The organism is Mesorhizobium sp. WSM4312 (genome assembly GCF_002294875.1).
In the GTDB taxonomy this organism is placed as follows: domain Bacteria; phylum Pseudomonadota; class Alphaproteobacteria; order Rhizobiales; family Rhizobiaceae; genus Mesorhizobium.
The window spans coordinates 265,786-280,999 of record NZ_NSFU01000001.1; the positions used below are offsets into that span (position 1 = coordinate 265,786).

Genomic DNA, 15,214 nt, shown 5'->3' on the forward strand with positions numbered 1-15,214 from the left:
ACGGCCTCTGGGGTCCGCGTGATAGGCTAGGCGTGTCCTGCGGCCAGGCTGAGATGGGCGAGGTCGATGCCGATCGAGGCGAGGATGCGATCGTATTTGCGCTCGATGTCGGCGTCGAAGAGAAGTTCGGGACTGGCCGGACAGGTCAGCCAGCCATTCTCGGCGATCTCGGTTTCCAGTTGGCCGGCGCCCCATCCGGAATAGCCGAGCGCCATCAGCGCGTGACGCGGGCCGCGGCCCGAGGATATGGCGCGCAATATATCGACCGTCGCGGTCAGGCAGATGTCGTCGGAAACGGTCAGCGACGATTCCACGCGGTAGTCGCCAGAATGCAGGACGAACCCCCGGCTGCGATCGACAGGTCCGCCATTGCGCACGACGAAATCGCGCGCCTGCGCCGGCAGGCGGATCGCCTCCTGCTCGTTCATGATGCCGAGCTGCACCAACAGATCCGGAAACAGCATCTGCTGTGTCTGGTTGATGATCAGGCCCATCGCGCCTTCGTCGCTGTGCGCGCAGATGTAGATGACCGAGCGCGTGAAACGGTCGTCCTTCATGCCAGGCATGGCAATCAGGAACTGATCGTCGAGAAAGCCGCGTCCAGCAGCCGTCTTTTTGTGGCGCAACAAATCCATGGCAGGAGGGTACCGTGTTTCCCGGGCGCCGAAAAGATGCGCCGCGCCGGATTCGACCAAAGCCCATGGTGCCAGGCCGCCACGGCTTGCCACCATGGGTCACGCAAATATGATGGCGGCAGGGCCACGAAATCATTGCACCGCCACGAACGGACGATCAAATCACCGCCATGCAAAGCTTGAAAATCCTGCTGCTCGGCACCGCCATCGGGTCGGCGAGCGTTCTCCCCGCCACCGCCTCCTCGTCCGCCTGGTACAACAGCGAGGGCGGCAAGGTGCGGCTGGTGACATCAGGCAAACCCGACGAGGCCGGCCGCATCCAGGGCGTTCTCGACATCGCGCTCAAGCCGGGCTGGAAGACCTATTGGCGTGATCCGGGCGACGCCGGCGTGCCGCCGCAGCTCAATGTTTCGGCCAGCACCAATATTGCCGATGCCACACTCTCGTTTCCGGCACCGCAACGCCACGACGATGGTTATGGCAAATGGGCAGGCTACAACTATCCGGTTTCGCTGCCGGTGGTGTTCAAATTGTCGGCAGCGAAGGATTCGGCCGTCATCGACGCCGACGTCTTCCTCGGCATTTGCGAAACGATCTGCATACCGGTGCAGACGCGGCTGACGGTCGACCCTGGTTCCGACCCCGACAATGCGGACGATGCAGCGCTGGTGAAGGCCAGTTTCGCGGCGTTGCCGGCGCCCGCGAGATCGGATTTCGGCATCAATGTCCTGCCGGGCGATCATGAGACGCTGGTTGTCGAGGCGAGTTTTCCCGGTGACCCCGACGCGGCGGATTTCTTCGTCGCCGGCGAGCAGGATTACATGTTCGGCGCTCCTTCCCGCAGCGAAAAGGACGGCAAGCTGATCTTCACCGTGCCGATCCTCGACCGCCCCTCGGCAACGCCAACGGATGGCGGACTTCACTACACGCTGACGAGCTCGGCCGGTGCCGTCGAAGGGCTGCTGCCTTTCCCTTGATCCAGCTTGCCCGAACGGTTGCAGGACGCCGCCGAGTTCGCTACGCAAGCATGCATCCTTCCCATTCTCCAAGCGAGGAACTCATGACCATTTCCGTCGGCGACAAGCTGCCCGAGGTAACGTTCAAGACGATGACCGATGACGGCGCCAAGACGATCACCTCAGCCGAGATTTTTCCGGGCAAGAAAGTGGTCCTGTTCGGTGTTCCCGGCGCCTTCACGCCGACCTGCAGCAACAACCATCTGCCCGGCTATCTCGAAAACCATGACGCCATCCTGGCCCGCGGCGTCGACACCATCGCCGTCGTGTCGGTCAACGACGTCCATGTCATGGGCGCCTGGGCGCGCTTCACCGGCGGTGAGGGCAAGATCCTGTTCCTCGCCGACGGCAGCGGCGATTTCGCCAAGGCGGTCGGCCTCGACAACGACCTTTCCGCCGCCGGCATGGGCCTGCGCTCGAAGCGGTTTTCGATGATCGTCGACGACGGCAAGGTCACCGCGATCAATGTCGAGACCAAGCCCGGCGTCGACGAGTCGGGCGCGGCTCATATTCTCGGACAGCTCTAGGCTTCAACGGTCGCGTCGGGCGGGCCGCAAGGCTGACCTCGCCCGAGGACCGCTTGCACCCCAGAACTGCCGGCTTTCGGGGGGACCCCAAGGATGTTTGACGTCTTCTGGCGCGCCGTCGTGATCGGCATCGGCGCCACGGTGCTGATGGATCTCTGGGCCATCCTGCTCCACAAGGCGTTTGGCCAGCCACGGCCGAACTGGGGACCGGTCGGTCGCTGGGTCTGGCATCTCACCGACAAGGTCTTTCACGATGATATCGGCGACGCGGCAGCCTACGCGCACGAAGTGGCGCTGGGCTGGGCGTTTCACTATTTCGTCGGCATCGTCTACGCCATCATCCTGGTAGTGCTGGCTGGAACGGACTGGCTTGCCGCGCCGACCTTCCTGCCGGCCTTTATCCTTGGGATCGTCACCGTCGGCGCCGGCTGGTTCCTGCTGGCGCCCGGCATGGGTGCCGGATGGGCAGCCTCGAGGCGGCCCAATCCGATGCGGATCCGGGCGCTGAACCTGGTGGCGCACACGGTCTTCGCGCTCGGACTTTGGGGAACGGCGCTGCTGATACGCTGAGAGTCTAGGGCTGTTCCAGCCTGTCGATCGGCCGCCATCCATGGATGACGCGGCGGGCGCCGATATCGTAGGCAAAATAGTTGCCGCCGCCGGCCGGTTGGTCCGCCTCGCGGCTGATCTCCCGCCCGCTAAGAGACAGCAGCAGGAGCGTTCCAACGCCTCCATGGCCCACAAACGCAATGTCATCGGCGTCATTGCCGTCGAGCACGACCGCGACCTCGCTCACGATACGGTTCTGAGCATCGATGGCCCGCTCCCACCCGCGAATGCTTTCGCGCGGGTGGGCGAAGAACTGGTCGGCGACCGCTTCGAACTCCGGCGGCGGCAGGAAGCCGGTCGCGGACCGGTCATTCTCATGCGTCCGCTCCCTGACCTCGACCGCAAGGCGGCGATGGCTTGCCAGGATTTCGGCCGTTTCTATTGCCTTGCGTTCGCCCGACGACACGATGCGCCGGGCTGCACCGACCCATGGCTGATCGAGCATGGCAACGGCTCTCGCCCGCCCGACGTCGGACAGCCCCCATTCCGGCACGGGAATGGCGGCATCAATCTGAACCTGGGGATGCGTGACATAGTAGAGGATCGGCACGATCGAGGTTCCTGCCTGAAAGTGGACCGGCTGCCGGAACTCAATAGCTCTGGGTCGACCGACGCGCCCTCGCGGCCATCGGCTGCTTCGGCTGGGCATCCGGCTTCGGCGCTGATACCGCCGGCTTGAAGGAGCCCTTCTTGAACGGCGCCATGCCTTCCCGCGCGAGCTCGTCGGCGCGCTCGTTCTCGGTGTGGCCGGCATGGCCCTTCACCCAGTTCCAGGTGACCTTGTGGCGTCGGTTGGCTTCATCCAGCGCCTGCCACAGCTCGCCGTTCTTGACCGGCTTCTTGTCGGCGGTCTTCCAGCCGTTCTTCTTCCAGCCATGGATCCATTTGGAAATGCCGTCCATGACATATTTGCTGTCGGTGTGAAGCTCGACCGTGCAGGGTTCCTTCAGCGCATTCAGCGCCGATATGGCCGCCAACAACTCCATGCGGTTGTTAGTCGTTTCGGCCTCGCCACCGGAAAGCTCCTTGGTGGTGCCGTTGAAGCGCAGGATGGCACCCCAGCCACCAGGGCCGGGATTGCCCGAACAGGCGCCGTCGGTGAAGATTTCAACCTGTTTGCTCATGACACCCATATCAGGCCAATCCATATTCCGAAGCAGATCTGATCGCCCGATGGAACCGCATCCGCCTGATATATTCGGTCGGGTCGCGTTTCATGACCAGGCCGCCATCGGGAACGGTCAGCCAGTCGTAGAGCCGGGTCAGCATGAAACGCAGCGCCGAACCGCGAGCCAGCATGGGCAGTGCCGCCTTTTCCTCTTCGCTCAGCGGGCGCACGCTCTGATAGCCGGCGAGCAGTGCCTTGCCCTTGGTGAGGTTGAAGGAGAAATCCTTCTCGAAACACCAGGCGTTGAGGCAGGTGGCGACGTCGTAGGCATAGAGGTCGTCACAGGCGAAATAGAAGTCGATCAGGCCGGACAGTTTTTCGCCCAGGAAGAAGACGTTGTCCGGAAAAAGATCGGCATGGATGATGCCTGCCGGAAGGCCTTTGGGCCAGTTGCGCGCGAAGTCGGCGAAGTCGGCGTCGACCTCGGCCGCCAGGCCTGGCTCGACCTCGTCGGCCCGGTCGCGGGCCGCGTTCCACAGCTTGCGCCAACCGTCGATGGCGAGCGCATTCGGGCGGGTCATCGGAAAATCGGCACCGGCCAGGTGCAAGGCGGCCAGCGCCTTGCCGACCTCGGCGCAGTGCGTCGCCGTCGGCCGCCGCAGTGAGAGGCCTTCGAGAAAGGTGATGATGACCGCCGGCCGGCCAGCCAGCGTGCCGATGACGCTGCCGTCATGCGCGGTCACCGGCAGCGGGCAGGACACGCCCTTGTGGGCGAGATGGCCCATAAGCCCGAGGAAAAACGGCAGATCCGCCTTGTCGACCCGCTTCTCATAGAGCGTCAGTATGTAGGAGCCGCTGGAGGTGTGCAGCAGGAAGTTGGAGTTTTCAGTGCCTTCGGCGATGCCCTTGTAGGACAGCAGATCGCCGACCGGATAGTGCTTCAGGAAAGCGCCGAGTTCGCCCTCCGCAACGTCGGTATAGACCGCCATCTGCCTTACGCGGCCCCATTGACGAAGGCCATGTCGGCCGGCGTCAGTTCGACATCGCGCAATACCCGCATGACCGGAAAATCCTCTGTTTCGGTGGCCGTGATGGCCAGGTCGATGGTGACATCGAAACGCTGGCGGAACGCGTCGACGATCTCGTCGACGATGATCTCCGGCGCCGATGCCCCGGCCGACAGGCCAAGCGTTGAAATGGTGCCGATGTCATTCCACGGAATTTCGGCGGCGCGCTGCACGAGAAGCGACATTGTGGCGCCGGCACGCTCGGCCACTTCGACAAGGCGCCGCGAATTGGAGGAATTGGGAGCGCCGACGATCAGATAGAGATCAGCGCCCGGGGCGGTGTCCTTGACCGCCTCCTGGCGGTTGGTGGTGGCGTAGCAGATCGATTCCGCCGCCGGCGCCTGCAGATCGGGAAAGCGCTCCCGCAACGCACGGATGATGCCGGCGGTGTCCTCGACCGACAGCGTGGTCTGGGTGACGAAGCCAAGCGCCTTCGGATCAGCGGGCACGAGCCTGGCGGCATCGGCCTCGGTCTCGACCAGCGTGACAGCGCCGTCCGGCAATTGCCCCATCGTGCCGATCACCTCGGGGTGCCCGGCGTGACCGATCAACAGCACATGGCGGCCAAGCCGCTGATGGCGCATCGCCTGTTTGTGGACCTTGGAGACCAGCGGGCAGGTAGCGTCGAGATAGAACAGGTTGCGCGCCTGCGCGTCCGCCGGCACCGATTTCGGCACACCATGCGCCGAGAAGACGACCGGCGACTGCCGGTGTTCGGCCGGGATCTCGGAGAGTTCTTCGATGAAGACGGCGCCAAGGCTCTGCAGCCCTTCGACAACGTAACGGTTGTGCACGATCTCGTGGCGGACATAGACCGGTGCGCCGTATTTCTTCAGCGCCAGCACAACGATCTGGATGGCACGGTCAACGCCGGCGCAGAAACCGCGCGGCTGGCAGAGCCGGATCGTCAGCGGAGGCTTGTTGGTTGTCTTATGCATTAAATCCTGGCCGGTTCGTCATCGCCGAAATGAGGTGCCTAGCCCTGCCCTGTCAAGGGCGTCGGTAGAAAGGCGGCGTCGGTAGAAAGGCGGCGTCGGTAGAAAGGGGGCATCGCGCGCGGTCATTCTTCTTTCGCGGGACGGCGAAGCCGCAGGATGAGCACTGCGGCGAGTGCCGCGGCAAGCCCATACCAGGTGACGGCATATTGCAGATGGCTGTTCGGCAGGTCGATGATGGTGACGCCGCCGATCGGCAGGCCGCCGGGATTCGACGTCTTGTCGGCATCGATGAAGATCGGCACCAGCGTGAACCCGGCCGGCAGGCCGGCGCTCGCCGCCATGGCGTCGCGGTCCTTCCAGTAGAAGATGTTCTTCGCCACGTCATTGTCGGGAAGCATCATCGAGGGCTTTGCGGGCAGCGGATTGCGGGCAAGCCCGGTGATGGTCACCTTGCCTGGGATCTGCCCCTTGGCGCGCTTGGCCGGGTCTTTCAGATCATAGGGTATGAAACCACGATTGATCAGCACGAAGCGGCCATCGTCGAGGGCAAGCGGCGTGTAGACGTTGAAGCCGGCGTCACCTTCCCAGGTCGCGTAGAAATGCCGTTCGCCCGAATGCAGGAACGTGCCGGAGACCGTGACCGGCGTGTAGTCGACGTCGCCGGTCGAGGCGAATTCCTTCTCGACTTCGGCCAGCGGCAGCGGCGCCGAATGCGTGCGCTGGTCGATGGTCTGCAGGAGACCTTCCTTCCAGTGCAGGCGCTTGACCTGCCATGTGCCGAGCGCCAGCAGGATCAAAAGCAGCACCAGACCAAGGCCGAGCAGCAATGCCGATCGCGACCGCGAACGGCCGCCACCTTTGACGGTTGCTTCGCTCATTCGCCGCGGTCCAGCCGGCCTTCGGCCGCCTTGTTGCGGTATTGCAGGGTCAGCAGCACACCCTTGATCAGCCGCAGCGCCGTCAGGCACAGCACCAGGGCCAGCGGGATCCAGACCAGCAGATGCAGCCACAGCGGCGGGCTCAGCGTCACCTCGACCCAGAGCGCCAGGCCGACGATGATGAAGCCGATGATCAGGATGACGAAGACCGCCGGTCCATCGCCCGCATCGGCGAAGGAATAATCGAGGCCGCAATTGACGCAGCGCTTGCCGACGGTGAGAAAACCGGAAAACAGCCGCCCTTCGCCGCAGCGCGGGCAGCGGCCGTGCAGGCCGGCCGAAATCGGTTCGATCGGAGGCCAGATCGCCTTGTCTTCACTCATCGCTACCGCTCGATCTCTATCGGTGTCCCATCGGCCACCAATGCCCAGATTTCGTCCATGTCGGAGTCCGTAACGGCAATGCAGCCATCAGTCCAGTCGACCAATTGAAGCAGCCAGCCCCACCAGCCTAAACCATTCGGCAATCATTGCGCCGAAAAGAAGAAGGCGGCCACGTCGCCGCGGCCGCCCTCCCTGAAATCCAAATCGCAAAGGCCGGATCAGTGGCCTTCGATCACCGCACCAGCCGATCCCCAGACATAGATCGCCGAGAACAGGAACAGCCAGACCACGTCGACGAAGTGCCAGTACCAGGCAGCCGCCTCGAAGCCGAAATGCTGCTTGGGGGTGAAATCGCCCTTCATCGCGCGGATCAGGCAAACCAGCAGGAAGATGGTGCCGATGATGACATGGAAGCCGTGGAAGCCGGTCGCCATGAAGAAGGTAGCGCCGTAGATGGAATCCTTGAAGCCGAACGGAGCGTGTATGTACTCATAGGCCTGCACCATGGTGAACAGCATGCCGAGGCCGACGGTCAGCACCAAGCCGTTGACAAGGCCCTTGCGATCGCCATGGATCAGCGAATGGTGCGCCCAGGTGACCGTGGTTCCCGACAGGAGCAGGATGATGGTGTTGTAGAGCGGCAGGTGGAAGGGATCGAGAACCTCCATGCCCTTCGGCGGCCAGACACCACCGGTAAATGTGTGGCGCGCATAGTTCTGCACCTCGCCTGCAAAAAGGCTGGCATCGAAATAGGCCCAGAACCAGGCAACGAAGAACATCACCTCCGAGGCGATGAACATGATCATGCCGTAGCGCAGATGCAGCGACACGACGCGCGTGTGATGACCCTCATGCGCTTCCTTGATCGTGTCCGACCACCAGGCGAACATGGTGTAGAGCACGATCACCAGGCCGATGAAGAACAGCCACGGATTGGCGATGTTGTGGCCGAAGATCGGGAAGGAGCCGCCCTTCAAATACTCCATGAGGCAGACACCGCCGAAGGCCATGACGAGCGCCCCGATCGAGCCCAGGAAAGGCCATGGGCTCGGGTTGACGAGATGATAGTCATGCTGTGGTTTTGCGTGCGCGTCTGCCATATCAACCCCCGAGATTTGCTTCGGTATCTGAAATTGTCTTGCTGGTGCCTTGGACCGGCTCCGAAGAGGCAACCGGCTTGTTCTTCTCGACCGGGAACATCGTATAGGACAGGGTGATCGTCTTCACGTCCTTCAGTTCCGGCACATTCACGATATCGGGGTCCACGTAGAACAGGACCGGCATGTCCAGCGTCTCGCCCGGCTTCAGCGACGTATCGGTGAAGCAGAAACACTCGACCTTGTTGAAATACGGGCCCGCCAGTTCCGGCTGCACGTTGAAGGTGGCGCGGCCGGTTACGGCGCGATCGAACTTGTTGGTCGCCTGATAATGCGCCTGCACGGTCTCGCCGATCTTCATCGTCATCGAGCGCTGGACCGGCTGGAATTCCCACGGCACGCCGGCAATGTTGGCATCGAAGCGCACGGTGATCTCACGATCGAGCACACGGCCGGCATATTGCTTCTCGACACGTTGCGTCGTGCCGCCATAGCCGGTCGCCTGGCAGAACATCTTGTAGAGCGGCACGGCGGCATAGGCCATGCCGATCATGCCGGTGAAGAAGGCAAGGCAGACAGCCGCGACGATGCGGTTGCTGTTCTTGCCGGCCGGCTTTTTGGACGTCTCGACGCTCATCACATCGTGCCCAGATTGTGGCCGAACTTGACGATCGTGGCGATGTAGAAAATGACGACCAGCACCGCCAGCGCCACGCCTATGGCGATGGACCGGCTGCGCTGGGCCTTCCTCTGACGCTCGGTCAAGGTGACCGTCTCGAGCTTTTCCCCGACCATGATCATGCCCCACCCATGGCAAGTGCGCGTTCGACAACGCTGTCGGCCAGATAGGCAGCGAAGATGGCGAAGAGATAAAGGAGCGAATAGGCAAACAGCGCCTTGGCCGGCTTCATGATGCGGTCGTCATCGGTCATGCCGAGCACTTTCCAGGCGTACCAGACGAAGCCAATACCAAGCAGGATGGCGGCTATGCCATAGAAAGGCGTCGTATAGCCGAGCAGCCACGGCGCCACGCCGACCGGGGCCAGCACCAGCGCATAGGCGAAGATCTGACGGCGGGTCGAAGCGTGGCCGGCGACATTGGGCATCATCGGGACGCCGGCACGCTCATAATCCCCGGACTTGAACAGCGCGAGCGCCCAGAAATGCGGCGGCGTCCAAAGGAAGATGATCAGGAACAGGACGATGCTCTCCAGGCTGACCGATCCGGTCACCGCCGCCCAGCCGATGACCGGCGGAATGGCGCCGGCCGCGCCGCCGATGACGATGTTCTGCGGGGTCCAGCGCTTCAGCCACATCGTGTAGACGACGGCATAGAAGAAGATGGTGAAGGCCAGCAGCGTCGCCGACAGCCAGTTGACCAGCACGCCGAGCGTCATCACCGACAGCACCGACAGCACTAGGCCGAAGCTGAGCGCCTCGTGCGGCTGGATGCGGCCGGACGGCACTGGACGGCTTGCGGTCCTGGTCATCACCGCGTCGATGTCGGCGTCGTACCACATGTTGAGCGCGCCCGAGGCGCCGGCCCCAATGGCGATGGACAGGATGGCGATCACCGCCAGCAGCGGGTTGATGGTCACCGGGGCGGCGACCAGCCCGACAAAGGCGGTGAACACCACCAGCGACATGACGCGCGGCTTCAGCAGGGCGAAGAAATCGCCCGCCGTCGCTTCCGACATGCGGAAGCCCGCTTCGTCAATGCTGGTTTCGTCGACTAGGGCCATGCGTACTCAGTCCATCATTCCGTTGGCCGAAACCGCCGGCGTGCCGGCGGTTTCGTATTCGGGCGGGAGCCGCCTTACTTGATCTTCGGCAACTGCTCCCACTGGTGGAACGGCGGCGGCGAAGGCAGCTGCCATTCGAGCGTGGTGGCGCCCTCGCCCCATGGGTTGGCACCGGCGATCCGCTTCTTCTGGAAGGCTTCGAACACGCAGTAGAGGAAGATCACCACACCGACGGCCGAGATGTAGGAGCCGATCGACGAGACATAGTTCCAGCCGGCAAACGCGTCCGGATAGTCGATGGTGCGGCGCGGCATGCCGGCCAGGCCAAGGAAATGCTGCGGGAAGAAGATCAGGTTGACGCCGACGAAGGTGACCCAGAAGTGGGTGTTGGCGATGACGGGCGAATACATGTAGCCGGTCATCTTGGGGAACCAGTAGTACCAGCCGGCGAAGATGGCGAACACCGCGCCCAGCGACAGCACGTAGTGGAAGTGGGCGATGACGAAATAGGTGTCGTGCAGCGAGCGGTCGAGGCCGGCATTGGCCAGCTGAACGCCGGTGACGCCACCGATGGTGAACAGGAAGATGAAGCCCAGCGCCCACAGCATCGGCGTCTTGAACGAGATCGACCCGCCCCACATCGTGGCGATCCACGAGAAGATCTTAACGCCCGTCGGCACCGCGATGACCATGGTGGCGAAGACGAAATAGCGCTGCGTGTCCAGCGACAGGCCGGTCGTATACATGTGGTGCGCCCAGACGATGAAGCCGACGGCGCCGATCGCGACCATGGCGTAGGCCATGCCGAGATAACCGAACACCGGCTTCTTCGAGAAAGTCGAGACGATGTGGCTGATGATGCCGAAGCCCGGCAGGATCAGGATGTACACTTCCGGGTGACCGAAGAACCAGAACAGGTGCTGGAACAGCAGCGGATCGCCGCCGCCATCGGGCGCAAAGAAGGTGGTGCCGAAATTGCGGTCGGTGAGCAGCATGGTGATGCCGCCGGCCAGGACCGGCAGGGACAACAGCAGCAGGAAGGCGGTGACCAGTACCGACCAGGCGAACAGCGGCATCTTGTGCAGCGTCATGCCCGGAGCGCGCATGTTGAAGATGGTTGTGATGAAGTTGATGGCGCCGAGGATCGACGAGGCACCGGCGATGTGGATCGACAGGATCGCCAGATCCATGGCCGGTCCGGGCTGACCCGAGGTCGACAACGGCGGATAGAGCGTCCAGCCGCCGCCGACGCCGAAGGCGCCCGGCGCGCTCGGCACGAACATCGAGGTGAGCAGCAGGATGAAGGCCGGTGGCAGCAGCCAGAAGGAGATGTTGTTCATGCGCGGGAACGCCATGTCGGGCGCGCCGATCATGATCGGCACCATCCAGTTGGCGAAGCCGCCGATCAGCGCCGGCATGACCATGAAGAAGATCATGATCAGCGCATGCGCGGTGGCAAAGGCATTGTACATGCTCTTGCCGCCGTCGACCGCGGCGTCGCCGTTCATGCCGTAGACCATCTGCGCCAGACCGCTGAAGATCTGGATGCCAGGCTCCTGCAGCTCCATGCGGATGGCGACCGATAGCGCGCCGCCGATGATGCCGGCCATGATCGCGAAGATCAGGTAGAGCGTGCCGATGTCCTTGTGGTTGGTCGAATAGACCCAGCGCACCCAGCCATGATAAGGCTTGTGGTCGTGGCTGTCGTGAGCTGCAGCGTCTGCCATGTTCCGCTCCGTTCCCTAAATCTTGCTAACCCGCGGCATCAATTGCCGGCGGCCGCTACCTTGTTCTGGCCATCGACCTCGGCCATCAGCGTCTTGTTGGCGCCGGGCAGATCGGTCTTGGCCGCAGCCAGCCAGGTCTTGAACTGCGCGTCGGAGACGACGCGGATGGCGATCGGCATGAAGGCGTGGTCCTTGCCGCAAAGCTGCGAGCACTGGCCGTAATAAAGACCTTCCTTCTCCGCCTTGAACCAGGTCTCGTTGGTGCGCCCCGGAATGGCGTCGATCTTGATGCCGAAGGACGGCATGGCGAAGGAGTGGATCACGTCAGTCGCGGTGACGAGAACGCGCGTCATCGTGTTGACCGGCACCACCAGCTCATTGTCGACGGCGAGCAGGCGCGGATAGACCTTGCGATCCTCCTTGCCGGCCTTGGCGCGATCGCCATCCTGGAGGATGGCCGAATTGAAGGAGAGCGTGTTGTCGGTCTGGTATTCGTAATCCCAGTTCCACTGGTTGCCGGTCGCCTTGACGGTGAGCTTGGCTTCTTCCGGCGGAGTGTACTGCGCGGTCAGGAGCTGGAACGAGGGAATGGCGAGGCAGAGCAGGACCACGACCGGGCCGACGGTCCAGATCACCTCGATCAGCGTGTTGTGGCTGGTCTTGGAGGGAACCGGGTTTGCGCTCGCGCGGAACCTGACGATGCAGTAGGCGAGGAGAAGCAGCACCAGAATGGTGATCGGGACGATGAACCACATCGTATAATTTCCGAACCATTCGATCTGCCGCATCATGTCGGTCGCCGGCGCCTGGAAGGTCGTCTCCCACGCCACGGGCTGATCGGCATGGGCGGACGTACCGGCGAAAAGCGCGGTGGCAGCCCCAGCACTGGCTAGAAACTTGGCGTCTGCTAGGAAATTTCTCATCGCCCTCTTCGTCTCCCAGTCCCTCGCGGCGGCGCCAACGAGAATAACGAACAATGCCGGGACGGGAATCCCGACAGTCTCAAGCTGGTTCAAACCATACTCTTTTTCCCTCCGCAAGAAAGGAGCGGGGGAAACTGTGCGGCATTTTTGCGCGCAAGCCGAGACGGCTCTTCCGGGGCAGCGGCGATGGCGGCGAATCGCGTATGTTCGGCCGGTTGCCCGGCTCATGTTGGCAAGGTGCGCGATGCGTCGTAATTCAGGCGAATTTGGCAGGGAAAAGCGCTGGATTGCCTGTTTCGGGACAGTTCGGCAGCGGTCTCGTCCTTTACTTGGCATTGGCGCGGCTTAAAGTGCCGTGATTCGCAATGGAGCCGTCATGAACTCTTGGCTTTCGAGACTGGGGCATACGAGACCGGGGCTTTCGAGCATCTTGGTCAAGGCCATGTTTCTTGCCGCCCTGTCCGCGGCCAGCCTGTTCGTCGCCGGTCAGGCCAATGCCGCCCAGCCGAGCGGCACGGTGCGCTCGACGCATGGCGCATGGTCGATCATCTGCGACACGCCTGCCGGCGCCACCTCCGAACAATGCGTGATGATGCAGAATGTCGTCGCCGAGGACCGTCCGGAGATGGGGCTGTCGGTGGTCGTGCTGCGCACCGCCGACAACAAGGCCGAGATCCTGCGCGTGCTGGCGCCGCTCGGCGTGCTTTTGCCGAACGGGCTCGGCCTCAATGTCGACGGCAAGGACATCGGCCGCGCCTATTTCGTGCGCTGCTTCCAGGACGGCTGCTATGCCGAGGTCATCCTCGAAAAGCCGCTGCTCGACACGTTGAAGACCGGTACGTCGGCGACGTTCATCGTCTTCCAGACGCCTGAAGAAGGCATCGGCATCCCCGTCGACCTCAAGGGTTTTGCCGACGGCTTCGCCGCCCTCCCCTGATCGCGTGCTTTGCGCGGAACCCGGTTCTGACTCAGCTTTCGTGAATGCCGCATGGGCCGGCCGTTGCCATTCGTCGACGCTGATCCTCATTGCCGATTGTGCGGGCGCGGCTTCGCGCCTACATCGGGGGAAAGCAATCTTCCCACGGACGGACGCGCCATGAACAGCCTGATCGGCCAATTCGATATTTCCGACGATCGCATCAAGCGGATCGTCGCCGATACCATCAACGGCGCCGATGACGGCGAACTGTTTCTCGAATACAGCGAGAGCGAGGCGCTGATGTTCGACAATGGCCGGCTGAAGACCGCCAATTTCAACACCGACCAGGGTTTTGGCCTGCGTGCGGTCGCGGGTGAAGCCAGCGGCTACGCACATTCGAGCGACCTCTCCGAAGCCTCGCTGCTGCGCGCGGCCGCTGCCGTCTCGACGGTCAAGGGTGGTTACTCCGGTACGCTTGCCGCCGCGCCCGCCCGCACCAACCGCCATCTCTACGGCGACGAGAACCCGATCCCCTCGCCCTCCTTCGAGGCCAAGGCAAAGCTGCTGCAGGAAATCGACGCCTGGCTGCGCGCCGAGGACCCACGCGTGCGCCAGGTGACGGCCTCGCTCGCCGCGTCCTGGCAGCATGTCGAGATCGTGCGCGCCGACGGCCAGGTGGTGCGCGATGTCAGGCCGCTGGTCCGTATCAACGTCACGGTCGTGGTCGGCGATGGCGACCGCCAGGAAAGCGGCTCCTACGGCATGGGCGGACGCAAGGCATTCGGCGACTTCCTGATCGAGGACAGTTGGAGGCATGCCGCCAAGGAAGCGCTGAGGCAGGCGCTGGTCAATCTCGAGGCCATCCCCGCCCCGGCCGGCACCTTCGACATCGTGCTGTCCAGCGGCTGGCCGGGCGTCATGCTGCACGAGGCCGTCGGGCACGGGCTGGAAGGCGATTTCAACCGCAAGAAGACGTCGGCCTTCGCCGGGCTGCTGGGCCAGCAGGTCGCTGCCAAGGGCGTCACCGTCGTCGACGACGGCACCATCCCGGAGCGGCGCGGCTCGCTCACCGTCGACGATGAGGGCACGCCTACGGCCCGCAATGTGCTGATCGAGGACGGCAAACTGGTCGGCTACATGCAGGACCGGCAGAACGCCCGGCTGATGGGCATGAAGGCCACCGGCAACGGCCGGCGCGAAGGCTATGCGCACCAGCCGATGCCGCGCATGACCAACACCTACATGACGTCGGGCGACATGGAGCCGGACGAGATCATCGCCTCGGTCAAGAACGGCATCTACGCCGTCTCCTTCGGCGGCGGCCAGGTCGACATCACGTCGGGCAAATTCGTGTTCGGCTGCACCGAGGCCTACATGATCGAGAACGGCAAGGTGACGCAGCCGATCAAGGGCGCGATGCTGATCGGCAATGGGCCGGACGCCATGCACCGCGTCTCGATGGTCGGCAACGACATGAAGCTCGACAATGGCATCGGCATGTGCGGCAAGGCCGGACAGGGCGTGCCGGTCGGCGTCGGCCAGCCGCATCTGAGGATGAACCAGATGACGGTGGGCGGCACCAGGGTTTGATGGGGACCTTATAGCCTTGAAATCAGCATCACCTCCGACTATCTTACGTTTGTCT

18 protein-coding genes and 1 pseudogene are annotated in these 15,214 nt (G+C 63.2%); 5 read left to right on the forward strand and 14 right to left on the reverse strand.

Annotated features, from left to right (window positions below; all coding sequences use genetic code 11):
* Positions 1-26: 26 nt before the first annotated feature.
* Complete coding sequence (locus CK228_RS01200) at positions 27-635, reverse strand: YqgE/AlgH family protein (RefSeq protein WP_027046619.1); 609 nt, start codon at positions 633-635, stop codon at positions 27-29.
* A gap of 170 nt (positions 636-805) precedes the next feature.
* On the opposite strand from CK228_RS01200, the gene CK228_RS01205 reads away from it, so the two are divergent.
* The 3 genes from CK228_RS01205 to CK228_RS01215 all read left to right on the forward strand — a co-directional run bounded on the left by CK228_RS01205 (position 806) and on the right by CK228_RS01215 (position 2,748).
* Positions 806-1,612, forward strand: a complete 807-nt coding sequence (locus CK228_RS01205; RefSeq protein ID WP_095771021.1) for a protein-disulfide reductase DsbD domain-containing protein — start codon at positions 806-808, stop codon at positions 1,610-1,612.
* An 83-nt stretch (positions 1,613-1,695) separates the two neighbouring features.
* The gene (locus tag CK228_RS01210; protein ID WP_038645430.1) at positions 1,696-2,178 is read left to right on the forward strand and encodes a peroxiredoxin; all 483 of its coding nucleotides are present in this window, start codon (positions 1,696-1,698) and stop codon (positions 2,176-2,178) included.
* A 93-nt stretch (positions 2,179-2,271) separates the two neighbouring features.
* Positions 2,272-2,748: a DUF2938 domain-containing protein gene (locus tag CK228_RS01215; RefSeq protein ID WP_095786602.1), complete on the forward strand. Its 477-nt coding sequence runs from the start codon at positions 2,272-2,274 to the stop codon at positions 2,746-2,748.
* 4 nt (positions 2,749-2,752) lie between these two features.
* Here the strand turns inward: CK228_RS01215 and CK228_RS01220 are convergent, their stop codons facing one another.
* From CK228_RS01220 to coxB, 13 genes and pseudogenes are all read right to left on the reverse strand, one after another.
* A complete protein-coding gene (locus CK228_RS01220; protein WP_095786603.1) occupies positions 2,753-3,337 on the reverse strand; it encodes a histidine phosphatase family protein in 585 nt (194 codons plus the stop codon).
* Between the two features lie 40 nt (positions 3,338-3,377).
* On the reverse strand, positions 3,378-3,911 hold the full coding sequence (gene rnhA / locus CK228_RS01225) for a ribonuclease HI (RefSeq protein ID WP_095786884.1): 534 nt from the start codon (positions 3,909-3,911) through the stop codon (positions 3,378-3,380).
* Positions 3,912-3,921: 10 nt separating this feature from the next.
* Positions 3,922-4,884: a homoserine kinase gene (locus CK228_RS01230; protein WP_095786604.1), complete on the reverse strand. Its 963-nt coding sequence runs from the start codon at positions 4,882-4,884 to the stop codon at positions 3,922-3,924.
* A gap of 5 nt (positions 4,885-4,889) precedes the next feature.
* Positions 4,890-5,900 carry a 4-hydroxy-3-methylbut-2-enyl diphosphate reductase gene (gene ispH / locus CK228_RS01235; protein WP_095786605.1) on the reverse strand — a complete coding sequence of 337 codons (1,011 nt, stop codon included), beginning with the start codon at positions 5,898-5,900 and terminating at the stop codon, positions 4,890-4,892.
* Positions 5,901-6,022: 122 nt separating this feature from the next.
* The gene (locus CK228_RS01240) at positions 6,023-6,778 is read right to left on the reverse strand and encodes an SURF1 family protein (RefSeq protein WP_179295764.1); all 756 of its coding nucleotides are present in this window, start codon (positions 6,776-6,778) and stop codon (positions 6,023-6,025) included.
* Complete coding sequence (locus CK228_RS01245) at positions 6,775-7,161, reverse strand: DUF983 domain-containing protein (RefSeq protein ID WP_095786606.1); 387 nt, start codon at positions 7,159-7,161, stop codon at positions 6,775-6,777. The genes CK228_RS01240 and CK228_RS01245 overlap by 4 nt, the downstream gene beginning before the upstream one ends.
* Before the next feature lie 2 nt (positions 7,162-7,163).
* Positions 7,164-7,301, reverse strand: a pseudogene (locus CK228_RS01250) (L,D-transpeptidase family protein); the annotation flags it as partial.
* A gap of 78 nt (positions 7,302-7,379) precedes the next feature.
* Positions 7,380-8,261, reverse strand: coding sequence for a cytochrome c oxidase subunit 3 (locus tag CK228_RS01255; RefSeq protein WP_095771027.1), 882 nt, complete (start codon positions 8,259-8,261; stop codon positions 7,380-7,382).
* A gap of 1 nt (position 8,262) precedes the next feature.
* Entirely contained in the window at positions 8,263-8,895 is a 633-nt protein-coding gene (locus CK228_RS01260; protein ID WP_095771028.1) for a cytochrome c oxidase assembly protein, read from the reverse strand.
* On the reverse strand, positions 8,895-9,059 hold the full coding sequence (locus tag CK228_RS01265; protein WP_179295765.1) for a hypothetical protein: 165 nt from the start codon (positions 9,057-9,059) through the stop codon (positions 8,895-8,897). The genes CK228_RS01260 and CK228_RS01265 overlap by 1 nt, the downstream gene beginning before the upstream one ends.
* Positions 9,056-10,000: a heme o synthase gene (locus CK228_RS01270; RefSeq protein ID WP_095786607.1), complete on the reverse strand. Its 945-nt coding sequence runs from the start codon at positions 9,998-10,000 to the stop codon at positions 9,056-9,058. The genes CK228_RS01265 and CK228_RS01270 overlap by 4 nt, the downstream gene beginning before the upstream one ends.
* Before the next feature lie 74 nt (positions 10,001-10,074).
* Positions 10,075-11,727: a cytochrome c oxidase subunit I gene (ctaD, locus tag CK228_RS01275; RefSeq protein WP_095786608.1), complete on the reverse strand. Its 1,653-nt coding sequence runs from the start codon at positions 11,725-11,727 to the stop codon at positions 10,075-10,077.
* Positions 11,728-11,765: 38 nt separating this feature from the next.
* Complete coding sequence (coxB, locus tag CK228_RS01280) at positions 11,766-12,650, reverse strand: cytochrome c oxidase subunit II (protein ID WP_095786887.1); 885 nt, start codon at positions 12,648-12,650, stop codon at positions 11,766-11,768.
* A 376-nt stretch (positions 12,651-13,026) separates the two neighbouring features.
* Here coxB and CK228_RS01285 point away from each other — a divergent pair, with 376 nt between their 5' ends.
* Positions 13,027-13,587: an invasion associated locus B family protein gene (locus CK228_RS01285; RefSeq protein WP_095786609.1), complete on the forward strand. Its 561-nt coding sequence runs from the start codon at positions 13,027-13,029 to the stop codon at positions 13,585-13,587.
* A 159-nt stretch (positions 13,588-13,746) separates the two neighbouring features.
* Positions 13,747-15,159 (forward strand): metalloprotease TldD, encoded by a 1,413-nt coding sequence (gene tldD / locus CK228_RS01290; RefSeq protein ID WP_095786610.1) that lies wholly within the window; start codon positions 13,747-13,749, stop codon positions 15,157-15,159.
* Positions 15,160-15,214 lie beyond the last annotated feature (55 nt).

What these genes read in the sequence shown, in the direction of transcription:
- CK228_RS01205 (WP_095771021.1), top strand. Translation starts at nt 806, where the DNA reads ATGCAAAGCTTGAAAATCCTGCTGCTCGGCACCGCCATCGGGTCGGCG.
- tldD (WP_095786610.1), top strand. Translation starts at nt 13,747, where the DNA reads ATGAACAGCCTGATCGGCCAATTCGATATTTCCGACGATCGCATCAAG.
- CK228_RS01210 (WP_038645430.1), top strand. Translation starts at nt 1,696, where the DNA reads ATGACCATTTCCGTCGGCGACAAGCTGCCCGAGGTAACGTTCAAGACG.
- rnhA (WP_095786884.1), bottom strand. Translation starts at nt 3,911, where the DNA reads ATGAGCAAACAGGTTGAAATCTTCACCGACGGCGCCTGTTCGGGCAAT.
- CK228_RS01265 (WP_179295765.1), bottom strand. Translation starts at nt 9,059, where the DNA reads ATGATCATGGTCGGGGAAAAGCTCGAGACGGTCACCTTGACCGAGCGT.
- ispH (WP_095786605.1), bottom strand. Translation starts at nt 5,900, where the DNA reads ATGCATAAGACAACCAACAAGCCTCCGCTGACGATCCGGCTCTGCCAG.
- CK228_RS01285 (WP_095786609.1), top strand. Translation starts at nt 13,027, where the DNA reads ATGAACTCTTGGCTTTCGAGACTGGGGCATACGAGACCGGGGCTTTCG.
- CK228_RS01255 (WP_095771027.1), bottom strand. Translation starts at nt 8,261, where the DNA reads ATGGCAGACGCGCACGCAAAACCACAGCATGACTATCATCTCGTCAAC.
- CK228_RS01200 (WP_027046619.1), bottom strand. Translation starts at nt 635, where the DNA reads ATGGATTTGTTGCGCCACAAAAAGACGGCTGCTGGACGCGGCTTTCTC.
- CK228_RS01230 (WP_095786604.1), bottom strand. Translation starts at nt 4,884, where the DNA reads ATGGCGGTCTATACCGACGTTGCGGAGGGCGAACTCGGCGCTTTCCTG.
- coxB (WP_095786887.1), bottom strand. Translation starts at nt 12,650, where the DNA reads ATGAGAAATTTCCTAGCAGACGCCAAGTTTCTAGCCAGTGCTGGGGCT.
- CK228_RS01215 (WP_095786602.1), top strand. Translation starts at nt 2,272, where the DNA reads ATGTTTGACGTCTTCTGGCGCGCCGTCGTGATCGGCATCGGCGCCACG.
- CK228_RS01260 (WP_095771028.1), bottom strand. Translation starts at nt 8,895, where the DNA reads ATGAGCGTCGAGACGTCCAAAAAGCCGGCCGGCAAGAACAGCAACCGC.
- CK228_RS01240 (WP_179295764.1), bottom strand. Translation starts at nt 6,778, where the DNA reads ATGAGCGAAGCAACCGTCAAAGGTGGCGGCCGTTCGCGGTCGCGATCG.
- CK228_RS01270 (WP_095786607.1), bottom strand. Translation starts at nt 10,000, where the DNA reads ATGGCCCTAGTCGACGAAACCAGCATTGACGAAGCGGGCTTCCGCATG.
- CK228_RS01245 (WP_095786606.1), bottom strand. Translation starts at nt 7,161, where the DNA reads ATGAGTGAAGACAAGGCGATCTGGCCTCCGATCGAACCGATTTCGGCC.
- ctaD (WP_095786608.1), bottom strand. Translation starts at nt 11,727, where the DNA reads ATGGCAGACGCTGCAGCTCACGACAGCCACGACCACAAGCCTTATCAT.